The sequence below is a fragment of the Labrys wisconsinensis genome, from assembly GCF_030814995.1.
Lineage (GTDB): Bacteria > Pseudomonadota > Alphaproteobacteria > Rhizobiales > Labraceae > Labrys > Labrys wisconsinensis.
Genome location: NZ_JAUSVX010000002.1, coordinates 639249 through 651646, shown reverse-complemented (window position 1 = coordinate 651646; position 12398 = coordinate 639249). Strand labels below are relative to the sequence as shown.

Annotated in this window: 10 protein-coding genes; all 10 read left to right on the top strand. The window is 67.2% G+C overall.

Annotation, left to right across the window (positions count from 1 at the left end):
- Positions 1-10 precede the first annotated feature (10 nt).
- The 10 genes from nuoE (at position 11) to nuoN (ending at position 12394) form a co-directional block, all read left to right on the top strand.
- Positions 11-1213: an NADH-quinone oxidoreductase subunit NuoE gene (gene nuoE, locus QO011_RS09490; RefSeq protein ID WP_307270711.1), complete on the top strand. Its 1203-nt coding sequence runs from the start codon at positions 11-13 to the stop codon at positions 1211-1213.
- A gap of 9 nt (positions 1214-1222) precedes the next feature.
- A complete protein-coding gene (gene nuoF / locus QO011_RS09485) occupies positions 1223-2524 on the top strand; it encodes an NADH-quinone oxidoreductase subunit NuoF (protein ID WP_307270709.1) in 1302 nt (433 codons plus the stop codon).
- Between the two features lie 171 nt (positions 2525-2695).
- Positions 2696-4759, top strand: a complete 2064-nt coding sequence (gene nuoG, locus QO011_RS09480; RefSeq protein WP_307270706.1) for an NADH-quinone oxidoreductase subunit NuoG — start codon at positions 2696-2698, stop codon at positions 4757-4759.
- Positions 4760-4768: 9 nt separating this feature from the next.
- Positions 4769-5818: an NADH-quinone oxidoreductase subunit NuoH gene (nuoH, locus tag QO011_RS09475; RefSeq protein ID WP_307270704.1), complete on the top strand. Its 1050-nt coding sequence runs from the start codon at positions 4769-4771 to the stop codon at positions 5816-5818.
- Positions 5815-6309 (top strand): NADH-quinone oxidoreductase subunit NuoI, encoded by a 495-nt coding sequence (nuoI, locus tag QO011_RS09470; protein WP_307270702.1) that lies wholly within the window; start codon positions 5815-5817, stop codon positions 6307-6309. Before nuoH ends, nuoI begins: the two co-directional genes overlap by 4 nt.
- Before the next feature lie 76 nt (positions 6310-6385).
- Positions 6386-6994: an NADH-quinone oxidoreductase subunit J gene (locus tag QO011_RS09465; protein WP_307270701.1), complete on the top strand. Its 609-nt coding sequence runs from the start codon at positions 6386-6388 to the stop codon at positions 6992-6994.
- 2 nt (positions 6995-6996) lie between these two features.
- Complete coding sequence (gene nuoK / locus QO011_RS09460; protein WP_307270700.1) at positions 6997-7305, top strand: NADH-quinone oxidoreductase subunit NuoK; 309 nt, start codon at positions 6997-6999, stop codon at positions 7303-7305.
- Between the two features lie 4 nt (positions 7306-7309).
- Positions 7310-9430 (top strand): NADH-quinone oxidoreductase subunit L, encoded by a 2121-nt coding sequence (gene nuoL, locus QO011_RS09455; protein WP_307270699.1) that lies wholly within the window; start codon positions 7310-7312, stop codon positions 9428-9430.
- On the top strand, positions 9430-10944 hold the full coding sequence (locus QO011_RS09450; RefSeq protein WP_307270698.1) for an NADH-quinone oxidoreductase subunit M: 1515 nt from the start codon (positions 9430-9432) through the stop codon (positions 10942-10944). Before nuoL ends, QO011_RS09450 begins: the two co-directional genes overlap by 1 nt.
- Before the next feature lie 16 nt (positions 10945-10960).
- Positions 10961-12394, top strand: coding sequence for an NADH-quinone oxidoreductase subunit NuoN (nuoN, locus tag QO011_RS09445; RefSeq protein WP_307270697.1), 1434 nt, complete (start codon positions 10961-10963; stop codon positions 12392-12394).
- The last annotated feature ends 4 nt before the right edge of the window (positions 12395-12398 follow it).

The following is a 12398-nucleotide window of genomic DNA, read 5'->3' as shown; positions in this document are numbered from 1 at the left end:
GTCTGAGCGTATGTCCGTCCGCCGTCTCGCGCCCAAGGAACTCCAGCCCGACGCCTTCGCCTTCACGGCGGAGAACGAGGCGTGGGTCGACAAGGAGATCGCCAAGTACCCGCCGGGCCGCCAGGCTTCGGCGGTGATCCCGCTCCTGTGGCGCGCCCAGGAGCAGGCCGGCGGCTGGGTGCCGCAGGCGGCGATCGAGGCGGTGGCGGCGCGGCTCGGCATGGCCAGGATCCGGGTGCTGGAGGTCGCGACCTTCTACACCATGTTCAACCTCGAGCCGGTCGGGCGCTACTTCATCCAGATGTGCGGCACCACGCCCTGCCAGCTGCGCGGCGCCGGCGCCATCCGCAAGGTGCTGGAGGAGCGCATCGGCGACCAGCATCACGTCACGCCGGACGGCAAGTTCTCCTGGCTCGAGGTCGAGTGCCTCGGCGCCTGCTGCAACGCGCCGATGGTGCAGATCAACTACGACTATTACGAGGACCTGACGCCCGAGAGCATGGGCAAGCTCATGGACGACCTCGCCGCCGGCCGGCCGGTCAAGACCGGCTCGCAGATCGGCCGCGTCACCTCCGAGCCGGAGGGCGGGGCGCAGACGCTGACCGACCCGACGCTCTATGACGGCTCGGTCGTCGGCTCCTGGCGCAAGCGCTTCGAGGAAGAGGCGGCCAAGAAGGCGGCCGCTGCCGCGGCGCCGCCTGCGCCCGCCGCGCCTGCTCCCGCTCCGGTCGCGCCAGCTCCCGCCGCGCCGGCTCCGGTTGCGGCCGCGCCGAAGCCCGACGCGACGCCGGCCAAGGCCGCGGCGGCCGAGGCCGACAGCGCCAAGGTGCCGGCGAGCCCGAAGCCCGACCCCGCCATCGACCGCGCCGGTCCGGTCAACCCGCCGGTCGCCGCCGCGGGCGGCCCGGCCGAGACGGTCTCGGACGAGCACAAGCCGGTGCTGCTCGCCGCCGCGCGCGAGGGCGGCGGCGACGACCTCAAGCTGATCTGGGGCGTCGGGCCGAAGCTGGAGGAGATGCTGCACCAGATGGGCGTGTTCCATTTCGACCAGATCGCCGCCTGGACCGACATGAACCTGCGCTGGGTCGACCAGAACCTCGGCGCCTTCAAGGGGCGGGCGGTCCGCGACGACTGGATCGGCCAGTCGAAGAAGCTGGCCACCGGCTGGCGGCCCGAGAACGCCGCGGGCGCCAACCCGCATCCCCATTCCTGAGGCGAAGCCATGCTTGCCGATCGCGATCGCATCTTCACCAACCTCTACGGCCTGCAGTCGCCGGGCCTGAAGGCCGCGATGATGCGCGGCGCCTGGGACGGGACCAAGGATATCCTGGCCATGGGCCGGGACTGGATCATCAACGAGATGAAGGCCTCCGGCCTGCGCGGGCGCGGCGGCGCCGGCTTCCCGACCGGCCTGAAATGGTCGTTCATGCCCAAGCAGTCGGACGGGCGGCCGCATTATCTCGTGGTCAACGCCGACGAATCCGAGCCGGGCACGTGCAAGGATCGCGAGATCATGCGCAACGACCCGCATCTGCTGGTCGAGGGCTGCATGATCGCGTCCTTCGCCATGGGCGCGCATGCCGCCTATATCTATATCCGCGGCGAATATGTGCGCGAGCGCGAGGCGCTGCAGCGCGCCGTGGACGAGGCCTACGAGGCCGGGCTGATCGGCCGGAACAACAAGACCGGCTACGATTTCGACCTCTACGTCCATCACGGCGCCGGCGCCTATATCTGCGGCGAGGAGACGGCCCTGCTCGAGAGCCTCGAGGGCAAGAAGGGCATGCCCCGCATGAAGCCGCCGTTCCCGGCGAACATGGGCCTCTATGGCTGCCCGACCACGGTGAACAACGTCGAATCCATCGCCGTCGCCGGCACCATCCTGCGCCGCGGCGCCGCCTGGTTCGCCTCTTTCGGCAACCCGAACAATGTCGGCACCAAGCTCTTCTGCGTCTCCGGGCACGTCAACAAGCCGTGCAACGTCGAGGAGGCGATGAGCATCCCGTTCCGCGAGCTGATCGAGCGCCATTGCGGCGGCATTCGCGGCGGCTGGGACAATCTCAAGGCGGTGATCCCCGGCGGCTCCTCGGTGCGCATGGTGCCGGCCGAGCAGATCATCGACACGCCGATGGACTTCGACAGCCTGTCCAAGCTGCGCTCGGGCCTCGGCACCGCCGCGGTGATCGTCATGGACAAGTCCACCGACCTCATCCGCGGCATCGCCCGGCTCGCCTATTTCTACAAGCACGAGAGCTGCGGCCAGTGCACGCCGTGCCGCGAGGGCACGGGCTGGATGTGGCGGGTGCTGACCCGCATGGCCGAGGGCCGCGCCCAGAAGCGCGAGATCGACATGCTGCTCGACGTCACCAAGCAGGTGGAAGGCCACACCATCTGCGCGCTCGGCGACGCCGCGGCCTGGCCGATCCAGGGCCTGATCGCGCATTTCCGTCACGAGATCGAAGCGCGCATCGACCAGTATGCCGCCAATCCGCATTCCGAGCCCGTGCTGCAGGCGGCAGAATAGGCATGAGCCGGCGGGTTTGCCGGCAAACGTTTCCGGCCCGGCGGGCCGCCCTGATTTCGCGCTGCAGCAGTTGATCGCAGCGCGGAATTTTGCGAAGTCGAGTTTAGAAAGAGTCTGGTTCGCGCCTGCCGCCCAGGGCTGCGCCGACCCGGTCCGAATGCAAGGTTCTCCATGGCCAAGCTCATCGTCGACGGACAGGAAATCGAGGTCCCGGCGGAGTACACGCTCCTCCAGGCCTGCGAGGCCGCGGGGGCGGAGATTCCGCGCTTCTGCTTCCATGACCGCCTGTCCATCGCCGGCAATTGCCGGATGTGCCTGGTCGAGGTGAAGGGCGGTCCGCCCAAGCCCACGGCCTCCTGCGCCATGGCGGTGCGCGACCTGCGCCCGGGCCCGAACGGCGAGCCGCCGGTCATCATGACCAAGAGCCCGATGGTCAAGAAGGCGCGCGAAGGGGTGATGGAGTTCCTGCTCATCAACCACCCGCTGGACTGCCCGATCTGCGACCAGGGCGGCGAGTGCGACCTGCAGGACCAGGCCATGGCCTACGGCGCGGACAAGAACCGCTATGCCGAGAACAAGCGCGCCGTCGAGGACAAGTATATCGGCCCGCTGGTCAAGACGGTGATGAACCGCTGCATCCACTGCACGAGGTGCGTGCGCTTCACCACCGAGGTCGCGGGTGTCTCCGAGCTCGGCGCCATCGGCCGCGGCGAGGACATGGAGATCACCACCTATCTGGAGCGGGCGATGTCGTCCGAGCTCCAGGGCAACGTCATCGATCTCTGCCCCGTCGGGGCGCTGACGTCGAAGCCCTACGAATTCCACGCCCGCCCCTGGGAGCTGATCAAGACCGAATCCATCGACGTGATGGACGCGGTCGGCTCCAACATCCGGGTCGATGCCCGCGGCCGCGAGGTCATGCGCATCGTGCCGCGCATCAACGAGGCGGTGAACGAGGAGTGGATCTCCGACAAGACCCGCTTCGTCTGGGACGGGCTGCGCACCCAGCGCCTCGACCAGCCCTATCTGCGCGTCGACGGCCGCCTGCGGCCGGCGAGCTGGGCGGAGGCCTTCGCCGCCATCGCGGCCAAGGTCAAGGCGACCAGGCCCGAGCGCATCGGCGCCATCGCCGGCGACCTCGCCTCGGTCGAGGAGATGTTCGCGCTGCAGGCGCTCCTCGGCAGGCTCGGCTCGAAGAGCCTCGATTGCCGCCAGGACGGCACTAGGCTCGACCCGAAGCTCGGCCGCGCCTCCTACCTCTTCAACGCCGGCATCGCCGGCATCGAGCAGGCCGACGGCCTGGTGATCGTCGGCGCCAATCCGCGCCGCGAGGCGCCGGTGCTCAACGCCCGCATCCGCAAGCGCTGGCTGAAGGGCAACTTCAAGGTCGTCCTGATCGGCGAGCGCGCCGACCTGACCTACGACCACGAGTATCTCGGCGCGGGGCCGGAGACCTTGGCGGGCCTGGTCGACAATCCGCCGGCCGGCCTGCAGAAGCCGCTCTGGCTGATCGGGCAGGGGGCGCTCGCCCGGCCCGACGGCCAGGCGGTGCTCGCCCTGGCGGCCAAGGCGGCGCTCGCCGCCGGCGCCGTCAAGGAGGGCTGGAACGGCTTCTCCGTGCTGCACACCGCCGCCGCCCGGGTCGGCGGCCTCGACCTCGGCTTCGTGCCGGGGGAGGGCGGGCTCGACGCGGCGGCCATGGCCAGGGCCGGCGCCCTCGACGTGCTGTTCCTGCTCGGCGCCGACGAGATCGACGTCGAGCCCGGCGCCTTCGTGGTCTACCAGGGCACCCATGGCGACAAGGGCGCGCACCGGGCGGACGTGATCCTGCCAGGCGCGGCCTATACGGAGAAGTCCGGCACCTATGTGAACACCGAGGGCCGGGTGCAGTTCGCCAACCGCGCCGCCTTCCCGCCGGGCGATGCCCGCGAGGACTGGGCCATCCTGCGCGCCCTCTCCGACGCGCTCAGTGCCCGGCTGCCCTATGACAGCCTCGGCGCGCTGCGCGCGGCGCTGTATGCGGCCGTCCCGCACCTCGCCGCCATCGATGCCGTCGCCCCCGCCGACGCCGCGGCGATTCCGGCGCTCGCCGGCCTCGGCGGCGCGCCCGACAAGGCGGGCTTCGTCTCCACCATCCCGGATTTCTACCTGACCAACCCGATCGCGCGCGCATCCGCCGTGATGGCCGAGTGCTCGGCGCTCGCCTCCGGCGCCCTGGCGATGGCGGCGGAGTAGGGGAGCGCCATGACCAACTGGACCGACCTCCTCCTCCACCTCGTCATCATCGCGCTGCAGAGCGTGGTGCTGCTGGTCTGCCTCCTGCTGTTCGTCGCCTATATCCTCTTGGCCGACCGCAAGATCTGGGCGGCGGTGCAGCTGCGCCGCGGCCCCAACGTGGTCGGGCCCTTCGGCCTGTTCCAGTCCTTCGCCGACCTCTTGAAATTCGTGCTGAAGGAGCCGGTGATCCCCTCCGGCGCCAACAAGGGCGTGTTCCTGCTGGCGCCCTTCGTCACCTGCCTCCTGGCGCTGTCGGCCTGGGCGGTGATGCCGCTGGCCCAGGGCTGGATGGTGGCCGACATCAATGTCGGCATCCTCTACATCTTCGCCATCTCCTCGCTCGGCGTCTACGGCACGATCATGGCCGGCTGGGCGTCGAACTCGAAATATCCGTTCCTCTCGGCCCTGCGCGCTGCGGCGCAGATGGTGTCCTACGAGGTCTCGATCGGCTTCGTCATCATCACCGTGCTGCTCTGCGCCGGCTCGCTGAACCTCAGCGCCATCGTCCACGCCCAGGAGCAGCGCGGCCTCGCCAGCCTGATCGGCCTGCCGTGGCTGACCTTCCTGAACTGGTACTGGCTGCCGCTGTTCCCGATGTTCGTGATCTTCTTCATCTCGGCGCTCGCCGAGACGAACCGGCCGCCCTTCGACCTGGCCGAGGCCGAATCCGAGCTCGTCGCCGGCTTCATGGTCGAGTACGGCTCGACGCCGTACATGATGTTCATGCTGGGCGAATACGTGGCGATCATGACCATGTGCGCCCTCACGACGATCCTGTTCCTCGGCGGCTGGTCCTCGCCGCTCGGCTTCCCGCCCTTCACCTGGATCCCGGGCGTGATCTGGTTCGTCGTCAAGGTGACGCTGGTCTTCTTCATGTTCGCCATGGTGAAGGCCTTCGTGCCGCGCTACCGCTACGACCAGCTGATGCGGCTCGGCTGGAAGGTGTTCCTGCCGCTGTCGATCGCGATGGTCGTGATCGTGGCCGGCTTTCTGCAGATCACGGGATGGGCGCCATGAGTGCTGGTGTTGTGCAAGCGGCCCGCGCGCTCTTCCTCAAGGAGTTCGTCTCGGCCTTCTTCCTGTCGATGCGCTACTTCTTCAAGCCGAAGGCGACGCTGAACTATCCCTTCGAGAAGGGCCGGCTGTCGCCGCGCTTCCGCGGTGAGCATGCGCTGCGCCGCTATCCCAACGGCGAAGAGCGCTGCATCGCCTGCAAGCTGTGCGAGGCGATCTGCCCGGCGCAGGCCATCACCATCGAGGCCGGCCCGCGCCGCAACGACGGCACGCGCCGCACCACGCGCTACGACATCGACATGGTGAAGTGCATCTATTGCGGCTTCTGCCAGGAAGCCTGCCCGGTCGACGCCATCGTCGAGGGGCCGAATTTCGAGTTCGCGGTCGAGACGCGCGAGGAGCTGTTCTACGACAAGGAGCGGCTGCTCGCCAACGGCGACCGCTGGGAACGCGAGATCGCCAAGAACATCGCTCTGGACGCGCCCTACCGTTGAGGCGGCGGGACCGGACGAGCGGCAGAAGACGAAGCCGGAAAGGCGGCGCGAGGATCGCGCCGGAAGGGGTCAGAGCATGAATTTGGCGGCGGTCTTCTTCTACCTGTTCGCCCTGATCGGTGTGGCGTCGGCCTTCATGGTCATCGCCTCGCGCAATCCCGTGCACTCGGTGCTGTATCTGATCCTGACCTTCGTCAACGCCGCCGGCCTGTTCGTGCTGATGGGGGCGGAGTTCCTGGCGATGATCCTGGTCGTCGTCTATGTCGGCGCGGTGGCGGTGCTGTTCCTGTTCGTGGTGATGATGCTCGACGTCGACTTCGCCGAGCTGCGCCAGGGCTTCCTGCAATATCTGCCCATCGGCGCCCTGGTCGGCGTGATCGTGCTGGCCGAGCTGCTGCTGGTCGTCACCGCCTGGGTGATCTCGCCGGATCTCGTGGCCAAGCCCGTGGTGCCGATCGACACCAGCGTCACCAACACCGTGGCCCTCGGCCAGGTGCTCTATACGAAATATGTCCTCTACTTCCAGCTCTCGGGCCTGGTGCTGCTGGTGGCGATGGTCGGCGCGATCGTGCTGACGCTGCGCCACAAGGTCGGCGTCAAGCGCCAGGATCCGGGCGCGCAGTCGGCCCGCACCAAGGCGCAGGCCATGGAAGTGGTCAAGGTGCAGCCGGGTCAGGGGATCTGAACATGAGCATCGGCATTTCCCACTACCTGGCGGTCGCCGCCATCCTGTTCACCATCGGCGTGTTCGGGATCTTCATCAACCGCAAGAACGTCATCGTCATCCTGATGTCGGTCGAGCTGATCCTGCTCGCGGTCAACATCAACTTCGTCGCCTTCTCCACCCATCTCGGCGACATCGTCGGCCAGGTCTTCGCCCTGCTCGTGCTGACCGTGGCCGCCGCCGAGGCGGCGATCGGGCTGGCGATCCTGGTGGCGTTCTTCCGCAACCGCGGCTCGATCGCGGTCGAAGACATCAACATGATGAAGGGCTGAGGACGTGTACAGTCTGATCGTCTTCCTGCCGCTCCTCGGCTTCCTGATCGCCGGCATCGCCGGCATGCTCTCGCACAAGCTCGCCCCGGCCGACGCCGCGGACGGCCATGGCCACGACGACCACGGCGCGCCGGATGCCCATGGCGGCCATGCGCACGCCAGCGAGGCGCACGGGCACGACGCGCATGACGACCATCATGCGCCCGAGCCTTCGCCCCATTCGCCGACCAAGATCCAGTTCTGCGAATACGTCACCACCGGGCTGCTGGCGGTGTCCTGCCTGCTCTCCTGGTACGCCTTCTTCTCGGTCGGCTTCTTCGGCAACGCGACGCTGGCGCCGGTGCTCACCTGGATCAACGTCGACGCCCTGCATGCCGACTGGGCCCTGCGCATCGACACGCTGACCGCGGTCATGCTGGTCGTCGTGACGACGGTGTCGATGCTCGTGCACTACTACTCCATCGGCTACATGGAGGACGATCCGCACCGGCCGCGCTTCTTCGCCTATCTCTCGCTGTTCACCTTCGCCATGCTGATGCTGGTGACGGCGGACAATCTGGTGCAGATGTTCTTCGGCTGGGAAGGCGTCGGCCTCGCCAGCTACCTCTTGATCGGCTTCTGGTACAAGCGGCCCTCGGCCAATGCCGCGGCGATCAAGGCCTTCGTGGTCAACCGCGTCGGCGACTTCGGCTTCGCGCTCGGCATCTTCGCGGTCTTCGTCATCTTCGGCTCGATCGGCTTCGAGGACATCTTCCACGCCGCGCCGGAGAAGGCGGCGGCCACCATCCATTTCCTCGGCCATGACTGGCCGGCGCTCGAGGTCGCCTGCTTCCTCCTGTTCATGGGCGCCATGGGCAAGTCGGCGCAGTTCCTGCTGCACACCTGGCTGCCGGACGCGATGGAAGGCCCGACCCCGGTCTCGGCTCTGATCCACGCCGCCACCATGGTCACCGCCGGCGTGGTGATGGTGGCGCGCCTGTCGCCGCTGTTCGAGTACGCGCCGCACGCGCTCGCCTTCGTCACGCTGATCGGCGGCACGACTGCCTTCTTCGCCGCGACCGTCGGCCTGGTGCAGAACGACATCAAGCGCGTCATCGCCTATTCCACCTGCTCGCAGCTCGGCTACATGTTCGTGGCGCTCGGCGTCGGCGCCTACAATGTGGCGATCTTCCACCTCTTCACGCACGCCTTCTTCAAGGCTCTGCTGTTCCTGGGGGCCGGCTCGGTCATCCACGCGATGCATCACGAGCAGGACATGCGCAAGATGGGCGGCCTGGCCGCCAAGATCCCGCTGACCTACTGGATGATGACCATCGGCACGCTGGCCCTGACCGGCGTCGGCATACCCTTCACCCAGATCGGCTTTGCCGGCTTCAACTCCAAGGACGGGATCATCGAGGCGGCCTATGCCTCCTTCACCGAGCATGGCAGCGTCATCGGCATCTACGCCTTCGCCGCCATCGTCGTCGCGGCGCTGATGACCTCGTTCTATTCCTGGCGCCTGGTGTTCATGACCTTCCACGGTGAGACCCGGGCCGACGCCCACACCTACGCCCATGCCGAGGAATCGCCGCGCACCATGACCATCCCGCTGATGGTGCTGGCGGTCGGCGCGGTGCTGGCGGGCATGGTGTTCCACCCTTGGTTCGCCACCCACGAGGGTATGGAGAGCTTCTGGCGCGAGGCGATCGTCATGCGCCCCGACAACCACGTGCTCACCGCCATGGAGGAGGTGCCGTGGTGGGTGAAGCTCTCGCCCTTCGTGATGATGCTGATCGGCTTCGCCACCGCCTGGTACATGTATATCCGTGACCCCAGGGTGCCGGTTGCCCTCGCCGAGCAGAACCCGTTCCTCTATCGCTTCCTGCTCAACAAGTGGTACTTCGACGAGCTCTATGACTGGCTGCTCGTCCGCCCGGCCATGCGGCTCGGCCGCTTCCTGTGGAAGAAGGGCGACGGCTGGACCATCGACGGCCTCGGGCCGGACGGCGTCTCGGCCCGCGTGGTCGACGTCACCAACCGCGTCGTCAAGCTGCAGTCGGGCTACCTCTACCACTATGCCTTCACGATGCTGATCGGCGTCGCGGCGCTCTTCACCTGGTACATGTTCGGGGGCCTGCACTGATGTCGAGCTGGCCGATGCTTTCGATCATCACCTTCCTGCCGCTGCTCGGCGCCGCGCTGATCTATTTCATGGCGCGCGGCGATGCCGAGACGGTGAAGAACAATGCGCGCTGGGGTGCGTTCTGGACGACGCTCGCCACCTTCATCGTCTCGCTCTATCCGCTGTTCGCCTTCGACCCGGCCAACACCGGCTTCCAGTTCACCGAAAGCCATGACTGGCTCGGCGGCCAGATCGGCTACCGCATGGGCGTCGACGGCATCTCGCTGCCCTTCGTCATCCTCACCACCTTCCTGATGCCGTTCTGCATCGCGGCGAGCTGGCGCTCGATCCAGACCCGGGTGCGCGAATATATGATCGCCTTCCTGGTGCTGGAGACGCTGATGGTCGGCGTGTTCTGCGCCACCGACCTGATGCTGTTCTACGTCTTCTTCGAGGGCGGCCTGATCCCGATGTTCCTGATCATCGGCATCTGGGGCGGGGCGCGGCGCATCTATGCCAGCTTCAAGTTCTTCCTCTACACCCTGCTCGGCTCGGTGCTGATGCTGATCGCCATCATGGCGATGTACTGGCAGGCCGGCACGATGGACATCGCCACGCTGCTGACCTTCAAGTTCCCGCCGCACATGCAGACCTATCTGTGGCTGGCCTTCTTCGCCTCCTTCGCGGTGAAGATGCCGATGTGGCCGGTGCACACCTGGCTGCCCGACGCCCATGTCGAGGCGCCGACCGCAGGCTCGGTCATCCTGGCCGGCGTGCTCCTGAAGATGGGCGGCTACGGCTTCATCCGCTTCTCCCTGCCGATGTTCCCCGAGGCCTCGCACTATTTCGCGCCGCTGGTCTTCGTCCTGTCCGTCGTCGCCATCGTCTACACCTCGCTGGTGGCGCTGATGCAGGAGGACATCAAGAAGCTGATCGCCTATTCCTCCGTCGCCCATATGGGCTTCGTCACCATGGGCCTGTTCACCATGACGGCCCAGGGCGTGCAGGGCGCGATCTTCCAGATGATCTCGCACGGCATCGTCTCGGGCGCGCTGTTCCTGTGCGTCGGCGTCGTCTACGACCGCATGCACACCCGCGAGATCGCCGCCTATGGCGGGCTGGTCAACCGCATGCCGTGGTACGCGATGGTGCTCATGGTGTTCACCATGGCCAATGTCGGCCTGCCCGGCACGTCCGGCTTCGTCGGCGAGTTCCTGACGCTGATGGGCGCCTTCCGGACCAACACCTGGGTCGCCTTCTTCGCCACGTTCGGCGTGATCCTCTCGGCCTGCTACGCGCTCTGGCTCTACCGCCGCGTCATCTTCGGCGCCCTGGAGAAGCCGAGCCTCATGCACATCGCCGATCTCACCGGCCGCGAGTTCCGCATCCTGATCCCGCTGGTGGTGCTGACCGTGTTCTTCGGCGTCTATCCCCAGCCGATCCTCGGCATGACCGATGCGGCCGTCTCAGCCCTGATCAAGAACTTCGACGCGGCCCTGGCGATGGCGAAGACCGCCACGCTGGCGCTCAACTAGCGCATAAGGCGAACCCATGTTCCCCGTTCCCGATTTCGCCCCCGCTATCCCGGAGATCCTGCTGGTCGTCGGCGCGATCGGGCTGTTGATGTACGGCGTCTTCGCCGGCGAAGGCTCGATGCGCCCCGTCTCCTACGTCGCGGTGGCGTTGATCGTCGCGGTCGGAATCGGGATCGCCTATTTCAGCGGGTCGGACCGGGTGGTGACCTTCGGCGGCTCCTTCGTGGTCGACGGCTTCGCCCGCTTCACCAAGCTGGTGACGCTGATCGGCTCGGGCGCGGCCATCCTGCTCTCGCTCGACTATCTCCAGGCCAAGCGCATCGAGCGCTTCGAATATCCCGTGCTGATCCTGCTGGCGACGACGGGCATGATGATCATGCTGTCGTCCGGCGACCTCATCACGCTTTATCTCGGCCTGGAGCTGCAGTCGCTGGCGCTCTACGTCGTCGCCTCGATCCATCGCGACGACACCCGCTCGACCGAGGCGGGCCTGAAATATTTCGTGCTCGGCGCACTGTCCTCCGGCATGCTGCTCTATGGCTGCTCGCTGATCTACGGCTTCTCCGGCACCATCGCCTATGCCGGCATCGCCGCGGCCATCCATGGCCAGGTCTCGATCGGCCTCGTCTTCGGCATCGTCTTCCTGCTCGCCGGCCTCGCCTTCAAGATCTCGGCCGTGCCGTTCCACATGTGGACGCCCGACGTCTACGAAGGCGCGCCGACGCCGGTCACCGCCTTCTTCGCCGCCGCCCCGAAGATGGCGGCGATGGGCCTGCTGGTGCGCGTCGTCATCACCTCCTTCCCCTCCGCCCTGGCGCAGTGGCAGCAGATCGTCGTCTTCATCTCGATCGCCTCCATGGCGCTCGGCGCCTTCGCCGCCATCGGCCAGACCAACATCAAGCGGCTGATGGCCTATTCCTCGATCGGCCATATGGGCTTCGCCCTGGTGGGCCTCGCCGCCGGCACCGAGCAGGGGGTGAGCGGCGTCATGATCTACATGGCGCTGTATCTGGCCATGACCCTCGGCACCTTCGCCGTGATCCTGTCGATGAAGCGCGGAGGCGCCTTCATCGAGACGATCGACGACCTTGCCGGCCTGTCGCGCACCAGCCCGGGCATGGCCTTCGCGCTGGCGGCGCTGATGTTCTCCCTCGCCGGCATCCCGCCGCTCGCCGGCTTCTTCGCCAAGTTCTACGTCTTCGCCGCCGCGGTGCAGGCCGGCCTCTACTGGCTGGCGGTGCTGGGCGTCGTCGCCAGCGTGGTCGGCGCCTATTACTATCTGCGCATCGTCAAGCTGATGTATTTCGACGAGCCTGCGCCCGGCTTCGAGCCGATGAGCCGCACCACCTCGGTGGTGCTGGCCATCGCCACGGCCGTGACCGTCCTGTTCGTCGTCTGGCCGTCGCTGATCACGGCCCCTGCCGCGGTAGCCGCCAAGGCGCTGTTCTGATATC

Coding starts and splice junctions, on each gene's coding strand:
- nuoE (WP_307270711.1), top strand. CDS start 11: ATGTCCGTCCGCCGTCTCGCGCCCAAGGAACTCCAGCCCGACGCCTTC.
- nuoF (WP_307270709.1), top strand. CDS start 1,223: ATGCTTGCCGATCGCGATCGCATCTTCACCAACCTCTACGGCCTGCAG.
- nuoG (WP_307270706.1), top strand. CDS start 2,696: ATGGCCAAGCTCATCGTCGACGGACAGGAAATCGAGGTCCCGGCGGAG.
- nuoH (WP_307270704.1), top strand. CDS start 4,769: ATGACCAACTGGACCGACCTCCTCCTCCACCTCGTCATCATCGCGCTG.
- nuoI (WP_307270702.1), top strand. CDS start 5,815: ATGAGTGCTGGTGTTGTGCAAGCGGCCCGCGCGCTCTTCCTCAAGGAG.
- QO011_RS09465 (WP_307270701.1), top strand. CDS start 6,386: ATGAATTTGGCGGCGGTCTTCTTCTACCTGTTCGCCCTGATCGGTGTG.
- nuoK (WP_307270700.1), top strand. CDS start 6,997: ATGAGCATCGGCATTTCCCACTACCTGGCGGTCGCCGCCATCCTGTTC.
- QO011_RS09450 (WP_307270698.1), top strand. CDS start 9,430: ATGTCGAGCTGGCCGATGCTTTCGATCATCACCTTCCTGCCGCTGCTC.
- nuoN (WP_307270697.1), top strand. CDS start 10,961: ATGTTCCCCGTTCCCGATTTCGCCCCCGCTATCCCGGAGATCCTGCTG.